This is a genomic window from Microbacterium sp. Root322, assembly GCF_001425645.1.
Classification (GTDB): Bacteria; Actinomycetota; Actinomycetes; order Actinomycetales; family Microbacteriaceae; genus Microbacterium; species Microbacterium maritypicum.
In genome coordinates, this window is the sequence record NZ_LMCS01000003.1 from 186,561 (window position 1) to 202,758 (window position 16,198).

The window sequence follows — 16,198 nt, forward strand, 5'->3', positions numbered from 1 at the left end:
CGAGGGTGGCGCTCCGGATTTCTGTCCGGCTCAGAGGTCGACGCTCCGCTCCACGGTGGCGTCCCACGGCACGGTCCAACCGGCCGCGTCGAAGAGCGCGTCGAGCACCATCGCGGTGAAGCCCCAGACGATCGTGCCGTCGACGTCGAACGCCGGGCCGCGGAACGTGTGCCCCATCCGTGTGATGGTCGATGTGAACCGGGTCTCCGGGTCGAGCAGCTGCGCGACGGGCACGCGGAACACCTCGACCGTCTCGGCATGGTCGACCGCCACGACCCGCGAGGGCGACCTCCACCACGCCAGCACCGGCGTGACGAGATGGTTGCTCGCGGCGAGCGGGATCACGGGCAGCGTGGCCAGGATCTCGACGCCGGTCGGGTCGAGCCCGGTCTCCTCCTCGGCCTCGCGCAGGGCCGTCGCGACGACATCGGCATCGCCCGGGTCCACGCGGCCGCCGGGGAAGGAGACCTGTCCGGGATGTGAGGAGAGCGTGGGCGCGCGCCGCTGCAGCAGCACGTCGAGGTCACGCGCGACGGCGGGGCCGGTGGTGGACGCGGGGATGCGATCGAGCACGCCGAACAAGATGAGCACGGCCGCATCGTGGGCGCTCTGCGGGTCGGCGAGTGGGGGGATGCGCACTCCCCACGAGTGGTCGGCGACGGCCGCGAGCAGCTCGGCGCGGGCGCCCTGGGGATGCATGCTCATGCGTCCGAGCTTAGAACTCGTCTCGCACGGTCGGTCGTAGTCTGGACTGATGGCCAGGAAGATCGACATCGTGGACGGACGCGCGGCTCTCGATGCCGTCCGCGCCGCGGAGGCCGCGGGTGCGAAGCCGCAGCGCACCGACCTCGCCACCGCCGTGCGCTACCTGCTGCAGCTGCTCGACGAGAAGGCGCCGGGCAACAGTGTCGAGGTGCGGGTGCCGCCGTTCGGTGCGGTGCAGGTCATCCAGGGTCCTCGACACACCCGTGGTACGCCGCCCAACGTCGTCGAGATGGATGCCGCGACCTGGATCGCCGTCTCCACCGGCACGGAGCGATGGGCGGATGCCGCGTCCGGCGGGCGCATCCACGCGTCCGGCACGCGTGCCGACCTGAGCGACGTCCTTCCCGTGCGTCCGTAGCGCGACCGTGCGGACAGGGTCCGCGGAGAGGGCGTCGGCCTTCTGACGGACTCGGGCGCGGTCGATCGACGGTGCGGGTCAGGCCCGCTTGGCGCGCGCGATCTCGTCGGTGACCTGCTGCACGTCGGCGGGGTCGGCATCCCGCGCGAGGGCGACGTAGTGGTCCATGACGGCCGGTCGGTATCGCACGGGCATGGTCTGCCCCGGTGCGAGCCGGGTGAGCGCGGTGATCGTGAGATCTTCGTCGGCGATACCGCGGAACGACGTGCCCTCGACCGTCTCCACATCGAGCATCAGCACGACGCGCGGGTTGCCGTCGCTGCTGACCTCGCGCCAATCGACGAGAACACCGAGCGCGAGCACCCCGTCGCGCAGTTCCGCCTTGCGTCTGCGTGCCTTCCCGCTCAGAAGCGGGTTCGGGGTGACCCCGGGGAAGGCGGGCCCGACGCCGAGCGATTCCCGACTCAGATCGGGCCTGAGCTGGTCCATCAGATCGCTGAGGCTCTGCCTCTTCTTCTTCGAACCGAACATCCTCGCCCTCCCTCGCGTCGGCGCCGGATTCTCGGCCTGGCGCGTCGCCGTCATCGTGATTGTATGTCGCCGACCGACACGGCTTCGCGCGATGGCTCGTCGTCGGGGTGATGCGCGAAGGGGCGGGGATCGCGCGCTCCGCACGTCTGCCGATCTCGGTGACCGACAGCCCCCTGCGGGCGGAGCGTGGACGGTGGGTCAGGCGCGATCGTGGAGGGTGATCCGGTACCCGTCGGGGTCGGCGAAGGTGAAGGTCCGTCCGAAGGGTCCGTCGATCGGGTCCGCGACGATGGTGTGGCCATCGGCGAGGAGCGCGTCGTGGATGGCCTGCACGTCGGTGGCGTGGAGCCAGATCGCAGCGCCGATGCCGGGTTGGGCTACATCGGTGAAATCGGTGTCCGGTGCGACGTCACGGAGGGCGAACGCGATGGGTCTCGTCTCGAAGACGACGGCGTGAGGGGGACCGGCCGGAGAGCGGACGAGGCCGAGATAGTGTTCGTAGAACGCCTGCGAGGCGGCGAGATCGCGTGCCTGCAGGGAGATGAAATCGGGGCCGGTGACGGGCATGAGGGGAGTCCTTCGTTCCGTGTCAGTTTTCTGACATTGGTCAGCTTATGTCAGAATACTGACATGAGTCAAGACCGCGCCGGCATCGACCTCGACACCTCGTTGGGCTACCTGCTCAAGGAGGCGTCCAGTGCCCTGCGCGCGGCGATGGAAGAGGTCCTGCGCCCGCTCGGGATGACCATCACCCACTACTCCTGCCTCGAACTGCTCGCGCAACGGCCCGGCCTGTCGAATTCTGAGCTCGCACGCGGCGCCTTCGTCACGCGGCAGTCCATGAACGTGCTGCTCCAGGCGCTGGAACGGGACGGGTTCGTGACCAGACCGACGGAGGCTCCGGTCGGCAAAGCCCTCCCCGCCCGCCTCACCGATCGCGGTCGGGAGAGCCTCGCGACCGCGACTGCTGCCGTCCGCTCGGTCGAGGTCCGGATGCTGTCCGGCATGAGCGAGGACGAGCAGGCCGGAGCGCTGAAGATCCTCCGGAGCATGATCCGCTCGCTGCGCGAGGAGTCCTAGCCCGGCTCGGATCAGCGCCGCGCGACCACCAGGGGCACCCCCGTCACGGGGTGCGGGAACACGTCGACCGCTTGGCCGTAGACCTGCTCGATCCGGCCCGCCGTCAGCACTTCCGCGGCGGCGCCCGTCGCTGCCACCCGGCCGTCGGCGAGGAGCGTGACGCGGTCGGCGTGCGCGAGCGCGGCATTGAGGTCGTGCAGCACGATGGCCACCGCGATCCCGGCATCCGCACGCCCACGGATCAGCCGCATGACGTCTTCGTGGTGCTTCAGGTCGAGGGCAGCGGTCGGCTCGTCGAGCAGCAGGATGCCGGTGCTCTGGGCGATCACGCGGGCGAGGGCGACCCTGGCGCGCTCGCCGCCGGAGAGGGAGGGCACCGCGCGGGCACTGAGCGCCGTCACCTCGGTCTGCGCCATCGCCGCAGACACCCGCTCGTCGTCATCGTCAGCCGCGGGCGTGCGCGCCCAGGGCGTCCGCCCCATGCGCACGACCTGCTCTGCGCTGAAGGGGAAGGTGACGGTGTTCTCCTGCAGCAGCACGGCACGCTGTTGGGCGAGCGTGCGCGGCTTGACGCGGTCGATCGGCTGATCGTCGAGCTCGACCGAACCGGCCTGTGCCATGACGTCTCCGGCGAGCACGCCGAACAGAGTGGACTTGCCCGCCCCGTTCGGCCCGACGAGGGCGTGGATCTCTCCGGAGTGAATCTCGATGGACGCGTCGTCGAGGATCGTCCGCCCCTCGCCGACGCGGACCGTGAGTCCCGCTCCGCGCAGCCGCACGGTCATGCCCATCCTCCCGAGCGACGCCGCGTGCGCACGAGGAGCCACAGGAAGAAGGGGCCGCCCACGAGCGAGGTGATCATGCCGATCGGCAGGTCGGCGAGCGGTACGGCGGTGCGCGCGACCAGGTCGGCGACCGCGATGAGCAGTGCGCCGCCGAGCGCCGAGGCGATCACGAGCGGCAGGTGGGCGGGGCCGATCAGCATGCGCATCAGATGCGGCACGACGAGCCCGGCGAAGCCGATGATGCCGGCGAACGCCACCGCCGCGCACACCAGGAGGGCCACGGTGACGATGACCACGATCCGCAACAGCTCGACGTTGACGCCGAGGTGCCGGGCGGTGCGCTCGCCGAGGGCGAAGAGGTCGAGGCCGGGGGCGACGATCAGCGCGACCACCACGCCGATCAGCACGAGCGGAGCCACCAGCTGGATGTTCGACCACAGGGCCCCGTTGAGTGAGCCGAGCTGCCAGAACACGATCTGCTCGCGAGTGGATGTGGTGCCGAGAAAGGTGAGGAAGGCCATCCCGGCGCCCGCGATCGCATTGATCGCGATGCCCGTGAGCAGGAGGGTCACGACCTCGGTGCGGCCGCCGGAGCGACTGATGAAGTACACCGAGAACACCGCGATCAGACCGCCGAGGAACGCGAAGGCGGGTGTGGTCCACATCCCGAAGGTCGCCAGGCCGAACGTGATGCTCGCCGCGGCGCCCAGCGCGGCACCCGACGAGACGCCCACGACCCCCGCATCCGCGAGCGGGTTGCCGAAGATCGCCTGCATGAGAACGCCCGAGACGGCGAGGGCGGCGCCGACGAGGAGGCCGAGCACGATGCGTGGCATCCGCAGGTTGAAGATCACGCCGTAGTCAGTGGAAGCTGTCGGCGCCCACGCGGTGTCGATCCCGACCCCGCGCAGCAGTACGCCGATCAGGGAGGTGGGGGAGAGGTCGTACTGCCCGCTCGTGATCGACACGATCCCGGTGATCGCGAGAGCGACCATCAGGCCGACCGTCACCAGGGCGAAGCGCAGGCCCCGGTGCCTCGTCGGAGTCGGGGTGGCGACCTCCCCGGTCACGTCGCGGGCTCGGGGGCGTACAGGGCGCGGGCCAGGGCGCCGATCACGTCGGCGGTGCGCGGGCCGAAGCTGAGGATCTCGCTGTCGGCCATGTCGATCACGCGACGGTTCGCGCCGGCAGGGGTCTGGGCCACGGCGGGGATCCGCTCGATGAGTCCGTCGATGCCGCCCACCGATTCGAGGCCGTCCGTCATCATCACCAGCACGTCCGGCTGTGCGGCGACAAGAGCTTCGGCGGTCATCGGCTTCATGCCCTCCCAGCCGATCTCCGCCGCCACATCGACGCCGCCGACCGCGTCGATCAGGGAGTCCGCTCCGGAGTCCTCGCCGAAGATGTAGTACACGTTGGCGCTGCCGCGCACGTAGAGGAAGAGCATCCGGGCGCGGTCGGCCTCGTCGGTGGGCACGATGGTGGCGATTTCTGCGAGCGTCTCGTCGACGGAGGTGTCGAGCCGTGCGATGAGGGTCTCACCCCGGCGCGGCACCCCGAGCGCAGTGGCGATCTCGGTCACCAGCTCGTCGGTGGTGTCGAGACGGCGATCGCTGGAGATCACGACCACGGCGATGCCCGCGTCGCGCAGCTGCTGACGGACCTCCTTCGGACCGATCGTGGTGTCGGTGAGGACCACGGTCGGCGCCAGCTCGAGGATCGCCTCGGCGTTGAGCGTGTGGCCGGTCTTGGTCACGACCGGGAGCTCTTCGGTGCCGGCGAAGACGGTGGAGGCGTCGCGGCCGACGACCTGGTCGCCGAGTCCGAGCGCGAACACGGTTGACGCGATCGTGCCCGAGATGTCGATCGGGAGGATGCGGTCGATGTCGGCGATCTCGACCTCGTGGCCTTCGCTGTCGGTCACCGTCACAGGCAGCTTCGGAGCGCTGTCGTCGTCGACGGGCTCGATCGCATGGGTCGAGAGGCAGGCGGTGGAGGGGCCGGTGTGGCCGCGCACGTCGTCGATCAGGTCGAGCGCATCGAGCGGGACGGATGCCTGCGGGCAGTCGTCATCCGCGGCGGTAGCCGGTGCGGCCGTGGCCCCCGGCTCTGCGCACGCCGTGAGCCCGACGGCGAGAGCGGCGACGAGGATAAGGGCGGAGACGCGACGCATTAGGCAAGGCTATCCTAAAACTTGACGCGCGATGATGCGCACCTCTACGCTCGGGGTCGACGGCTTACTTAGCTAAGCCTAACCAAAATCCAACCTTCGCCCGACTGCATTGCGGCACCGCCGGCGTGCGTGTTCTTCTGCGCGCCCGGAGCCGTGGAGAACCGTGAACGCCTCAGCCACAGCATCCTCAGGGAGCGCCCGCATACGCGTGCTGCTCGCCGCTTTCGTCTCCTTCCTCCTCGTCGCCGCCGGTGCGGTGATCGTCCCGCCCGCGCACGCCGCCGGCGCGGCGGTCACGGCCGCCGTCGCCTCCGCGGGAACCTCGGGGGTGAGCGTGCAGGTGCAGGTCAGCGGTCTGCCCGAGGTCGAAGGCGCCTACGCGGCCCTCATCGTGAAGGGCACGGAGTCCGGGCTCAGCGGCGGGGGCGGGTACGCCGCGTTCGTCATGCCGACGGTCGCGGGAGGGGAGAGCACGTTCACGCTCGACGCGCCGGCCGGCTCGTTGGACCGCACGAAGGCGTACGAAGTGCTCGTCTGGCAGAAGCACTCGAATCCGAACGAGACCACGATCTACGGCCGCGGCGACGTCGCCGTCTCGGCCGGGCAGTGGGACGCGGTGTTCGGCACCGTTCCCACCGACCCGGGAACCGACCCGGGAACCGACCCGGGAACCGACCCGGGAACTGACCCCGGTACGGATCCGGGTACCGACCCCGGAACTGACCCCGGTACGGATCCGGGTACCGACCCCGGTACGGATCCGGGTGAGACCCCGAAGTCGGCGGCGATCGAGGTTTTCCTCGCCGACGGCACGACTCCGGCCGCAGGCGTGGCGCTCAAGGCGGGCGACAAGGTGGTCGTGAAGGGTTCCGGCTACGACCCGGCCGCGAACCTCGGGACCGAGGGCCGTGGTGTGCCGATCCCGAAGCACCTCCCGCAGGGGACCTACGTCGTGTTCGGCAACTTCGCCTCGGCATGGCAGCCCTCCGCCGGGGCCGCGTCATCGGCCCGCTCGGTGGGTACGCAGGTCTGGGCTCTGGCCGAGGGCGTGCTGAACCAGGTCCCTGCGCAGTACCAGGGTGCGATCCGCGCGCAGTGGGTCGACATCGCGGCCGACGGCACGTTCCAGACCACTCTGACGTTGAAGGACGCCGCGGCCTCCCCCGGTTCTTACGGTGTCTACACGTATGCGGCCGGTGGCGTGATGAATGCCGACCAGGAGCGCAGCGTCGCCCTGAACTACAGCGAGAACCCCACGGTCTCCGCGGTCGTGAAGACGGCCACCGCGAAGGATGGCCTGACCGTCACGGCCTCCGGCACCAAGCTCGGCGCGGTCACCGGCGCCTACGTCGCGGTCATCGAGAAGGGTACCGAGGCGAACGTCACCGGCAGCAGCGGGTTCCTGGCGATGCAGTGGGTGCGCCCGATCTCCGGCGGCGTCTTCACGGTCGACCTGACCGCCGCCGCCGACACGCTCGACCGCATGAAGTCCTACGAGGTCATCGTCTGGAAGCAGCACTCGAACCCTGACGCGAGCACCATCTACGCCCGCTCGAGCATCACCGTCACCGACGCGCAGTGGGAGAGCCTGCAGCCCGCCCCGGTCTCCGCAGCGATCGAGGTGTTCCTCGCCGACGGCACCACCCCGGCGGCCGGAGTGCCGCTCAAGGCCGGTGACGAGGTCGTGGTGAGGGGCTCGGGCTACGACCCGGCCGCGAACATCGGCGGACGCGGGATGCCGATCCCCAAGCACCTTCCGCAGGGCACCTACGTCGTCTTCGGCAACTTCTCCTCGACATGGCAGCCGTCGACGGGTGCCGCATCGTCGACACGCTCGGTCGGCTCGCAGGCGTGGGCTCTGGCCGAGGGCGTGCTGAACGAGGTCCCTGCGCAGTATCAGGGCGCGATCCGTGCCCAGTGGGTCGACATCGCGGCCGACGGAACGTTCCAGGCGACCTTGACGCTGAAGGACGCGGCCACGACGCCCGGTTCTTACGGCGTCTACACCTACGCGGCCGGTGGAGTGATCAATGCCGACCAGGAGCGCAGCGTCGCCCTGGACTACGGCGTCACCCCGGCCATGACGCCCACGGTGAAGTCTGTGACCGCGAAGGACGGCCTGACCGTCACGGCATCCGCGTCGAAGCTCGGTGCGATCACCGGCGCGTACGTCGCCGTCATCGAGAAGGGCACCGAGGCGAACGTCACCAGCAGCAGCGGCTTCCTGGCGATGCAGTACGTGCGCAACATCACCGGAGGCGCGTTCACCGTCGACCTGACCGCGGCCGCCGACACGCTCGACCGCACGAAGTCGTACGAGGTCATCGTCTGGAAGCAGCACTCGATGCCCGATGCGAGCACGATCTACGCGCGGGGCGCCGTCACGGTGACCGACGCGCAGTGGGACACCCTCTTCCCGGCCGGGCCGACCGTCGTCACGACGGTGAAGACGGCGACGGCGAAGGACGGTCTGACCGTCGCGGCCGCAGCCACGAATCTGGGCGAGATCCCCGGCGCATACGTCGCACTGATCGAAGCAGGAACCGAGGCAGACGTGAGCGCCGATGGCGGGTTCCTCGCGATGCAGTGGGCGCAGAAGGTCACGTTCGGCGCCTTCGCCGTCGATCTCGCGACGGCGGCGAAGAACCTCGACCGCACGAAGTCGTATGAGGTCATCGTGTGGAAGCAGCACTCGAATCCCGATGCGAGCACGATCTACGCCCGATCGGGCGTGACCATCACGTCCGCACAGTGGGACGCACTGTTCGACGTGGAGGTGCCGGAGGTGCCCGAGACGCCGGTCACGCCGACGACCCCGGCGGCGAACGTTCCCGGCGGCTCCCTCCGCTGGGCGATCTCCTCGTCGTTCACGAACTACATCACGAGCGATATCGCCAAGGGCTCGATCGCGGTCTCCGACGGGGCGACCCGTTCTGGCGGCCAGTTCCAGTTCGGCCAGACGGTCGGCGGCGACTTCGACATCGCCACCGGTCTCGGCAGTGTCGTGTACCGCGGTTCGGTGCGTTTCACCGGACACCAGGGCGTGCTCGATGTGACCGTGTCGAACCCGCAGATCCGCATCACGTCCGCGAACCTTGCGACGCTGTACGTCACGAGCGGCGGTGCGCAGGTGCCGTTCGCGACCCTCGACCTCTCGAATGCGGCGCGCATCGCGGCTAACGGCGCGGTGACGTACACGGCAGCCCCGGCGGCGCTGACCGCCGAGGGACGCGACCGCGTGCTGTCGGGCTATGGCACCACGCTGAGTCCGGTGACGTTCACGATCGGCTCCGTCGCGGCGGCGCCGGCCGGCTCGAGCGGCACAGTGGCTGCGGCGGTCGTGAAGCCGAAGACCACGCTCCCGGCGACCCCGCCGGCGACCGAGGGCATCGACGCCGATGAGGCCAACCTGTCGGCGCTCGCCTCAGGGCGGCCGGCGATGGTGTCGGCATCCGGATTCCGCGCGAACGAGCAGGGAATCAAGGTCGTCGTCTACTCCACCCCGGTTCTGCTCGACACCGTGACGGCCGACGCGAACGGCGTCGCCACCTGGTCGGGTGCACTCCCGGCGAGTCTCGAGGACGGCGCGCACACGCTCACGTTCCAGGGCTCGGTGAACCGCGGTCTCGCCTTCACGCTGAACAGGGCCACGACCGCGATCGGCGTCTGCACGGTCGAGGGCGCCACGCTCGAGTGGGGCTACAAGGAGTCTTTCCGCACCTACATCGAGGGCATCGCGAAGGGCGGCTGGACGCTGACCGACGTCGCCTACCGGTACCCCGACTACGTGTGGGAGAACGGCGCCGGTTCGTTCGACGACAAGACCCTCGCCGGCCTGGTCTCGTACGGCGGGAGTATCACGTTCACCGGTCACGACGGCGCGCTGAACACGACGCTCGCGAACGCCGGTGTCGAGCTCGCCGGAGAGAAGGGCTATCTCGTCTTCGACGTGACCGGCACCACGCAGGGCGGAGAGAGCATCGACCAGAAGGGCGTGCGTCTCGCAGAGTTCCCCCTCGGCGATGCGGCCGTGGTCGACGGTGTGTTGACGCTCGACGCGATCCCGACCACGCTGACCGAGGCCGGTGCGGCCGCGTTCGGCACCTACGCCGCGGGTGAGGAGCTCGACCCGGTCACCGCCGTGATCCCGGTCGGCGCCGACTGCGGCGTCGCCGAGGAGAAGCCCGACTCCGACTCCGCGGCGACCGCAGTGGTGACCACCGCGAACGAGCCTGCTGACGCCGAAGGCGCCCCGGTGTGGCCGTGGATCGTCGGCGGCCTGGTCGTCATCCTGCTCGCGGCGACTGGCGGTGTGCTCATCGTCCGCCGCAACCGCGAGGCCGAGACCGCCGACACGGCGACCGAGCTCTAGCCGACGCGCACCACGGAACGGCCCTCCTCGCGGCGGACACGGGGAGGGCCGTTCCTCCGTCCCGATCTCGGGTACGCGGCATCCGTCGGTGGTGGGACAATGGATGCATGGCCCCCACCGACTCCCACCAGACCGTCGAAGCGACCGTGCGCCGCGTGCCGCGGTACGGCGTGCTCATGGGCATCGGCGTCGTGGTCGGCGTGATCGCGGCCGGCATCCTCACCTGGACCGGCAGCTTCGACGAGTCGCAGGCCCTCGACGTCGTCTACCCGCCCGGTCAGGTGTTCGGCTTCCTGCTGCTGTGGACGGTTCCGATCGGCATCGCGCTCGGCGGCATCGCCGGCCTGATCATGGAGCGCCTCGCCCGTCGTCACGACCGGGTCGTGCGAGTCGACCGCGAGACCGTCGTCGAAGACGACTGACCTCTACGCGAGTTCGGCGATCACCGGGCGGATCGCGGCGTCGAACGCCACGACGTCCCGACGCAGGCCATCGGTCACCGCCACCGTGAGTGCTCCGATCCACCAGATCCCCCGCTGCGAGAACGGCAGTACCTGCACGTTCAACTCGAACGAGTGTGCGCGGCGACCGACCTCGCGCTCGAACTCCGCGATCGCACTCGCATAGGCGCGATAGGCATCGCCGCCGGTGTGGCTCTTCATCGAGTTCACATACCGGTCGTGTGCTGCCCGCGCGTAGAGGAGGGCGGACGCGGCCTGCGGGGCGATAGCGTCGGCGAGTTCCTCCGCGCCGCGGGCAGGCAGCGCGACGAGGGTGTCGAATCCGTCGATGAGCTCGAGGGGCACGTCGGAGGGATGCGCGCGAGGCTCGACCGTCATGTCCCAATAGTCGCGCCACTGCGCCTCGATCGCGGGCGAGGCGTCGGCGGCGTCCGGTGCGCGCACGGCGAGCTCGCGCAGACTCGGGAGGTCTTCCGGAACCCTGATCCCGAGGCGCTGCCGCAGCGCGAGCGCGACGAGCACCGGAACGCTCGCGTCTTCGCGGATGAGCCACTGCGGCTTGTCGGCCATGGCCCCATCGTAGGCGGGGAGGGCGTCCGGATCCGAGGTCCGACTTCGCGGAGAGTCGGACCGGCTGCTGACGGTAGGATCGAGGTGTGGCTGCCTCCCCCACCAATCCCTATTCCGAAGCCGGCGTCGATACCGCTGCAGGCGATCTCGCCGTCGAGCTGATGAAGTCCTCCGTGCGCGCGACGCACGGACCCGAAGTGCTCGGCGGTGTCGGCGGATTCGCCGGCCTGTTCGACGCCAGCGCGCTGCTCGGCTATCGTCGGCCGCTGCTGGCCAGCAGCACAGACGGCGTCGGCACCAAGGTCGCGATCGCCCAGGCGATCGACAAGCACGACACGATCGGGCAGGACCTGGTCGGGATGGTCGTCGACGACATCGTCGTGGTGGGTGCCAGGCCGCTCTTCATGACCGACTACATCGCGTGCGGCAAGGTCGTGCCTCAGCGCATCGCCGACATCGTGCGCGGCATCGCCGAGGCCTGCTCCGCCACGGGTACCGCACTTGTCGGCGGCGAGACGGCAGAGCACCCTGGTCTCCTCGGGCCGCGCGACTACGATGTCGCGGGTGCCGCCACCGGCGTGGTCGAGGCCGACGCCATCCTCGGCGCCGAGCGCGTGCAGGACGGCGACGTCGTGCTCGCCGTGCAGTCCAGCGGTCTGCATTCCAACGGCTACTCCCTCGTTCGCCATATCGTCACCGGCGCGGGCATCAGCTACGCAGACACCGCGGCCGACTTCGGTACCACCTGGGGTGAGGCCCTCCTCGAGCCGACCCGCCTCTACACGCTCCCGCTGCTGCGCCTCATCGATGCGCTCGGCGGCGGCGTTCACGCGCTCAGCCACGTCACCGGCGGCGGCATCGCGGCGAACCTCGCCCGTGTGCTCCCGCAGGGGACCTGGGCGGAGGTCGATCGCGGCACGTGGTCGCCCAGCCCGGTCTTCCGCGTGCTCAGCGACATCGCAGGTTCCTCGCTCGAGTCGGCGGAGGGCACCTGGAACCTCGGCATCGGCTTCCTCGCGGTGATCGCGCAGGACAAGAAAGATGCCGCCATCGCTGCGCTCGCCGCAGAGGGCATGCCCGCCTGGCAGGTCGCGACCGTGGGCTTCGGCGCGCGTCCGGCCGGCGAGTTCGAACAGGGCGCCAAGGGCGTCGACGGCGGAGCGGTGCGCCTCGTGGGCGCCTACTCCTCCCACTGAAGAAACGGATGAAGTAACCACCCCATGTGCGGCATCGTCGGAATGGTGGGCTCTGCCCCGGTCAATCAGGACATCTACGACGCACTCCTGCTGCTGCAGCACCGCGGCCAGGATGCGACGGGCATCGCCACCGCCGAGGCGAATGGCGTGATGCACAACGCCAAGGCGCAGGGCATGGTCCGCGAAGCGTTCCGCACCCGCGACATGCGCGCGCTGCTCGGCAACGTCGGGCTCGGTCACGTGCGCTACGCCACCAAGGGCACGGCCTCGAACGAAGAGGAGATGCAGCCGTTCTACGTGAACGCGCCGTACGGCATCATCCTCATCCACAACGGCAACCTCACCAACACGCGTGAGCTCACGGCCGACATGGCCCAGCGCGACCGCCGTCACCTCAACTCCTCGAGCGACACCGAGCTGCTGCTCAACGTGCTCGCCGGCGAGCTGCAGAACACGACCTCGACCGTCGACCTCGACCCCGAGCGTGTGTTCGAGGCCGTCGCCCGCACGCACGAGCGCATCGAGGGCGCCTATGCGGTGATCGCCGTGATCGCCGGCTACGGCCTGCTCGCATTCCGCGACCCCTTCGGCATCCGCCCGCTGATCCTGGGTCGTCGTCCCTCGACGGTCGACGGTGCGCACGGCAAGGACGAGTGGGTCGTCGCCAGCGAATCGCTCGTGCTCGAGAACGGCGACTACGAGGTCGTGCGCGAGGTCGAGCCCGGCGAGGCCGTCTTCATCACCAACGACGGCGAGCTGTTCTCCAAGCAGTGCGCGACGGCCGCGACTCTCGCGCCGTGCGCCTTCGAGTACGTCTACCTCGCCCGCCCCGACTCCGTCATGAACGGCATCTCGGTGTACGAGTCGCGGCTGCGCATGGGCGATCGTCTCGCCGACACGATCGCCAAGCACGTGCCGATGGACAAGATCGACGTGGTCATGCCCATCCCCGACTCCTCGCGCCCCGCCGCGATGGAGGTCGCCCGCAAGCTCGGCATCGAGTACCGCGAGGGCTTCTACAAGAACCGCTATGTCGGTCGCACCTTCATCATGCCGGGGCAGGCGGTGCGCAAGAAGAGCGTCCGTCAGAAGCTGAACGCGATGTCGACCGAGTTCCAGGGCAAGAACGTGCTCCTCATCGACGACTCGATCGTGCGCGGGACCACTTCGAAGGAGATCATCCAGATGGCGCGGGATGCCGGGGCCGCCTCGGTGACCTTCGCCTCTGCAGCTCCTCCCGTGCGGCACCCGCACGTGTACGGCATCAACATGCCCTCGCGGCACGAGCTCATCGCTCACGGGCGGACGATTCCCGAGATCGCCGAGGAGCTCGGCTGCGACCACCTCGTCTATCAGGAGGTCGAAGACCTCAAGGCGGCGATCATCGAGGGATCGGTGCTCACCGACCTCGACATGAGCTGCTTCGACGGCCGCTATGTGACCGGCACCGTCTCGGATGAGTATCTGGCCTGGGTGGAGGGGTCGCAGACCTCATGACGATGCCGAGCGCACGACCGCTGTGGCAGGGTCGGGCACTCGCACTCGTGGGGATCGTCCTGGTGGCGTTCTCGCTGCGCTCGGCGGTCGCCTCGCTATCCCCGGTGATCGATCATGTCGCCGCGGACTTCCCGGTCTCGCCGGTCGTCATCGGCCTGATCGGCGCCGCGCCGCCGGTGTGCTTCGCGATCTTCGGTCTGCTCACGCCGCTGTTCGAGCGCCGATTCGGTCTGGAGCGGATGGCCGTCGCCGCGATCACGCTGATGGCTCTGGGGTTGCTCCTGCGCGGCTTCGCCGTGGATTCGACGACCCTGCTCGCGGCGACGGCCGTGGTGTTCGCGGGGGTCGGCTCGGGCAACGTGCTGCTGCCGCCACTGGTCAAGAAGTACTTCCCCGATCGACTCGGGGTCATGATGACCATCTACTCGACCACCATGGCGGTGTCGACCTTCCTGCCTCCGCTGGTCGCGGTGCCGGTTGCCGACTCGCTGGGCTGGCGGGTGTCTCTGGGCATGTGGGGCCTCGTCGCGGGCATCGCGCTGGTGCCCTGGGTGGCGCTTCTGCTGAAGAACGGCCCGCGAGCGGGTGAGCCGGTGAAGACGGAACTGCTCGTCCCCGATCCCACCGACGGTGTCGACGACGTGCAGGATGCGGTGGCCGTCGCGACCGGTCCGATCTCGACCGCTCCGGCGAACCGTCGGCACTTCGCCCGCCTGTGGAGGCTGCCGCTGGCCTGGGCGCTGGCGATCGTCTTCGGGGCGTCGTCCACCATGGCCTACGTCTCGTTCGCCTGGATGCCGACCATGCTCGTCGACATCGGCGGTGTGACTCCGGCGACCGCAGGTTTCCTGCTCTCACTGTTCGCGCTGATCGGTCTGCCGTGCTCGCTGCTGGTGCCGATCCTCGTCGTCCGGTTCCAGGCGACGCGTCCGCTCTTCTTCGTGGCCGTCGGCGGCGGGCTGGTCGGGCTTGCCGGTCTCCTGTTCGTCCCGACCGTCGCGCTGCCGCTGTGGGTGAGCATCTTCGGCCTCACCGCCATCATGTTCCCGCTCAGCCTCGTGCTGCTCAGCATCCGCGCCCGCACACCGGAGAGCGCCGTCGCGCTGAGCGGTTTCGTGCAGAGCATCGGCTACGCGATCGCGGCGACCTTCCCGCTGCTGGTCGGGCTGCTGCACGAGACGACCGCGGGCTGGCAGATCCCGCTGCTCGTGATCGCGGGCGTGCTCATTGTCGCGATCCCCGCCGGCATCGTTGCGGGTCGTCGTCGCACGGTCGAGGACGAGTGGGAGCGCCGGCACGGTCGCTGGTGAACCCCGAAGAATCCGACCCGCAGACCGAGCCGCGCGGCGCGGCTGAGGGCTATCGGGCGGATCGCGGCGGCGCGGTCGATGAGCGCACGATGAGCTGAGGATCGGTGGAGGGCATGTCGCCTACCGCATCGTGCCCCTCGATCTGGGCGATGACCCGGAGAGCTGCGGCACGGCCCATCGCCTCGAAGGGCTGACGGACGGTCGTCAGGGCGGGGGAGGCGTAGGCGGCGAGGGCGATGTCGTCGACGCTGACCACGGACACGTCGTCGGGCACGCTGCGGCCGGCCTCGTGCAGGGCGCGGATCAGACCGAAGGCCATCTCGTCGCTGCTGACGAACACGGCCGTGGCCTCGGGGATCGCCGCGATCGTGCGACCCGCGCGGTAGCCGGATTCGGGCGTCCAGTCGGCGGGGATCAGCGGCGGCGGCACGATTCCGCGATCGCGGAGCGTCTGCTCCCAGGCTTCGCTGCGCTGCTGCGTCTCGGTCCAGTAGTCGTCGCCCGAGACGTGCCAGACGGTCTTGTGCCCGAGGTCGAGCAGATGCTCGACGGCGAGGCGAGCGATCGCCCTCTGGTCGACGGCGAGCGGGGCGTCCTCATCGAGAGAGGTGCGCTCGCTCCGGGTCGCGGGTGTGCGCTCGGTCCGCGCCCGCATCGCCGGGCTCTCGAGCTCGACCGGCACGCCGAGGATGATGCCCTCGGCTCCTTGCCGCTCCAGTCGGTCGAAGGCCTCCAGGAACGCCTCGGCCGACGCGTGGTCGGCGACAGCGGCCGTCGACACGGTGTACCCGTTCGCCGCAGCGGCCTGCTGGATGCCGACGCCGAGCGCCGCCGACGAGTACCGGTCGGTCGAGACGACGATCACTCCCAGCACGCGGGTGCGACCGGAGGCGAGGGAGGCGGCGGCGGCGTGCACGCGGTAGCCGAGCTCCTCGACCGCCGCCATCACACGCCTGGCGGTGTCGGGGCGCACGTTGTCCTGCCCCGACATGACGCGGGAGACGGTCTGCGTGGAGACACCGGCAAGCTGGGCGACATCGACCTGGCTGGGGGCGCGGTCGTCTCTCGGGCGACGAGGTGACATGTGCTCAATGGTAGCG

The 16,198-nt window shown here is 69.7% G+C and carries 15 protein-coding genes; 7 read left to right on the forward strand and 8 right to left on the reverse strand.

Annotated features, from left to right (window positions below; translation table 11 throughout):
• Positions 1-30 precede the first annotated feature (30 nt).
• Positions 31-705 (reverse strand): NUDIX hydrolase, encoded by a 675-nt coding sequence (locus tag ASC55_RS13300; protein ID WP_055876521.1) that lies wholly within the window; start codon positions 703-705, stop codon positions 31-33.
• 49 nt (positions 706-754) lie between these two features.
• On the opposite strand from ASC55_RS13300, the gene ASC55_RS13305 reads away from it, so the two are divergent.
• A complete protein-coding gene (locus ASC55_RS13305) occupies positions 755-1,123 on the forward strand; it encodes a sterol carrier family protein (RefSeq protein ID WP_055876523.1) in 369 nt (122 codons plus the stop codon).
• A gap of 78 nt (positions 1,124-1,201) precedes the next feature.
• Here the strand turns inward: ASC55_RS13305 and ASC55_RS13310 are convergent, their stop codons facing one another.
• On the reverse strand, positions 1,202-1,708 hold the full coding sequence (locus tag ASC55_RS13310) for a hypothetical protein (RefSeq protein WP_235563380.1): 507 nt from the start codon (positions 1,706-1,708) through the stop codon (positions 1,202-1,204).
• A 144-nt stretch (positions 1,709-1,852) separates the two neighbouring features.
• Positions 1,853-2,221 (reverse strand): VOC family protein, encoded by a 369-nt coding sequence (locus ASC55_RS13315; protein ID WP_055876529.1) that lies wholly within the window; start codon positions 2,219-2,221, stop codon positions 1,853-1,855.
• A 63-nt stretch (positions 2,222-2,284) separates the two neighbouring features.
• Between ASC55_RS13315 and ASC55_RS13320 the strand changes: the two genes are divergently transcribed.
• Positions 2,285-2,734 (forward strand): MarR family winged helix-turn-helix transcriptional regulator, encoded by a 450-nt coding sequence (locus ASC55_RS13320; protein ID WP_055876532.1) that lies wholly within the window; start codon positions 2,285-2,287, stop codon positions 2,732-2,734.
• 11 nt (positions 2,735-2,745) lie between these two features.
• On the opposite strand, the gene ASC55_RS13325 is transcribed toward ASC55_RS13320, so the two are convergent.
• Genes ASC55_RS13325 through ASC55_RS13335 form a run of 3 tightly spaced genes read right to left on the reverse strand, consistent with a single transcriptional unit; the run spans position 2,746 to position 5,692 of the window.
• The gene (locus tag ASC55_RS13325; protein WP_442922356.1) at positions 2,746-3,525 is read right to left on the reverse strand and encodes a heme ABC transporter ATP-binding protein; all 780 of its coding nucleotides are present in this window, start codon (positions 3,523-3,525) and stop codon (positions 2,746-2,748) included.
• Positions 3,516-4,589, reverse strand: a complete 1,074-nt coding sequence (locus ASC55_RS13330; RefSeq protein WP_055876538.1) for a FecCD family ABC transporter permease — start codon at positions 4,587-4,589, stop codon at positions 3,516-3,518. The genes ASC55_RS13325 and ASC55_RS13330 overlap by 10 nt, the downstream gene beginning before the upstream one ends.
• Complete coding sequence (locus ASC55_RS13335; protein WP_055876541.1) at positions 4,586-5,692, reverse strand: heme/hemin ABC transporter substrate-binding protein; 1,107 nt, start codon at positions 5,690-5,692, stop codon at positions 4,586-4,588. Before ASC55_RS13335 ends, ASC55_RS13330 begins: the two co-directional genes overlap by 4 nt.
• 163 nt (positions 5,693-5,855) lie before the next feature.
• Between ASC55_RS13335 and ASC55_RS13340 the strand changes: the two genes are divergently transcribed.
• Complete coding sequence (locus ASC55_RS13340; protein ID WP_157559467.1) at positions 5,856-10,064, forward strand: HtaA domain-containing protein; 4,209 nt, start codon at positions 5,856-5,858, stop codon at positions 10,062-10,064.
• A 107-nt stretch (positions 10,065-10,171) separates the two neighbouring features.
• On the forward strand, positions 10,172-10,486 hold the full coding sequence (locus ASC55_RS13345; RefSeq protein WP_017831327.1) for a hypothetical protein: 315 nt from the start codon (positions 10,172-10,174) through the stop codon (positions 10,484-10,486).
• Positions 10,487-10,489: 3 nt separating this feature from the next.
• Here the strand turns inward: ASC55_RS13345 and ASC55_RS13350 are convergent, their stop codons facing one another.
• A complete protein-coding gene (locus ASC55_RS13350) occupies positions 10,490-11,095 on the reverse strand; it encodes a hypothetical protein (protein ID WP_055876546.1) in 606 nt (201 codons plus the stop codon).
• 86 nt (positions 11,096-11,181) lie between these two features.
• Between ASC55_RS13350 and purM the strand changes: the two genes are divergently transcribed.
• Genes purM through ASC55_RS13365 form a run of 3 tightly spaced genes read left to right on the forward strand, consistent with a single transcriptional unit; the run spans position 11,182 to position 15,098 of the window.
• Positions 11,182-12,291 carry a phosphoribosylformylglycinamidine cyclo-ligase gene (gene purM / locus ASC55_RS13355; RefSeq protein WP_055869402.1) on the forward strand — a complete coding sequence of 370 codons (1,110 nt, stop codon included), beginning with the start codon at positions 11,182-11,184 and terminating at the stop codon, positions 12,289-12,291.
• A 24-nt stretch (positions 12,292-12,315) separates the two neighbouring features.
• A complete protein-coding gene (gene purF / locus ASC55_RS13360) occupies positions 12,316-13,788 on the forward strand; it encodes an amidophosphoribosyltransferase (RefSeq protein ID WP_017831330.1) in 1,473 nt (490 codons plus the stop codon).
• Positions 13,785-15,098 (forward strand): MFS transporter, encoded by a 1,314-nt coding sequence (locus tag ASC55_RS13365; protein WP_055876549.1) that lies wholly within the window; start codon positions 13,785-13,787, stop codon positions 15,096-15,098. Before purF ends, ASC55_RS13365 begins: the two co-directional genes overlap by 4 nt.
• A gap of 49 nt (positions 15,099-15,147) precedes the next feature.
• On the opposite strand, the gene ASC55_RS13370 is transcribed toward ASC55_RS13365, so the two are convergent.
• A complete protein-coding gene (locus tag ASC55_RS13370; RefSeq protein WP_017831332.1) occupies positions 15,148-16,182 on the reverse strand; it encodes a LacI family DNA-binding transcriptional regulator in 1,035 nt (344 codons plus the stop codon).
• Between the last annotated feature and the right edge of the window lie 16 nt (positions 16,183-16,198).

What these genes read in the sequence shown, in the direction of transcription:
- ASC55_RS13370 (WP_017831332.1), bottom strand. Translation starts at nt 16,182, where the DNA reads ATGTCACCTCGTCGCCCGAGAGACGACCGCGCCCCCAGCCAGGTCGAT.
- ASC55_RS13315 (WP_055876529.1), bottom strand. Translation starts at nt 2,221, where the DNA reads ATGCCCGTCACCGGCCCCGATTTCATCTCCCTGCAGGCACGCGATCTC.
- ASC55_RS13345 (WP_017831327.1), top strand. Translation starts at nt 10,172, where the DNA reads ATGGCCCCCACCGACTCCCACCAGACCGTCGAAGCGACCGTGCGCCGC.
- ASC55_RS13350 (WP_055876546.1), bottom strand. Translation starts at nt 11,095, where the DNA reads ATGGCCGACAAGCCGCAGTGGCTCATCCGCGAAGACGCGAGCGTTCCG.
- ASC55_RS13305 (WP_055876523.1), top strand. Translation starts at nt 755, where the DNA reads ATGGCCAGGAAGATCGACATCGTGGACGGACGCGCGGCTCTCGATGCC.
- purF (WP_017831330.1), top strand. Translation starts at nt 12,316, where the DNA reads ATGTGCGGCATCGTCGGAATGGTGGGCTCTGCCCCGGTCAATCAGGAC.
- ASC55_RS13335 (WP_055876541.1), bottom strand. Translation starts at nt 5,692, where the DNA reads ATGCGTCGCGTCTCCGCCCTTATCCTCGTCGCCGCTCTCGCCGTCGGG.
- ASC55_RS13365 (WP_055876549.1), top strand. Translation starts at nt 13,785, where the DNA reads ATGACGATGCCGAGCGCACGACCGCTGTGGCAGGGTCGGGCACTCGCA.
- ASC55_RS13320 (WP_055876532.1), top strand. Translation starts at nt 2,285, where the DNA reads ATGAGTCAAGACCGCGCCGGCATCGACCTCGACACCTCGTTGGGCTAC.
- ASC55_RS13310 (WP_235563380.1), bottom strand. Translation starts at nt 1,708, where the DNA reads ATGACGGCGACGCGCCAGGCCGAGAATCCGGCGCCGACGCGAGGGAGG.
- ASC55_RS13300 (WP_055876521.1), bottom strand. Translation starts at nt 705, where the DNA reads ATGAGCATGCATCCCCAGGGCGCCCGCGCCGAGCTGCTCGCGGCCGTC.
- ASC55_RS13325 (WP_442922356.1), bottom strand. Translation starts at nt 3,525, where the DNA reads ATGGGCATGACCGTGCGGCTGCGCGGAGCGGGACTCACGGTCCGCGTC.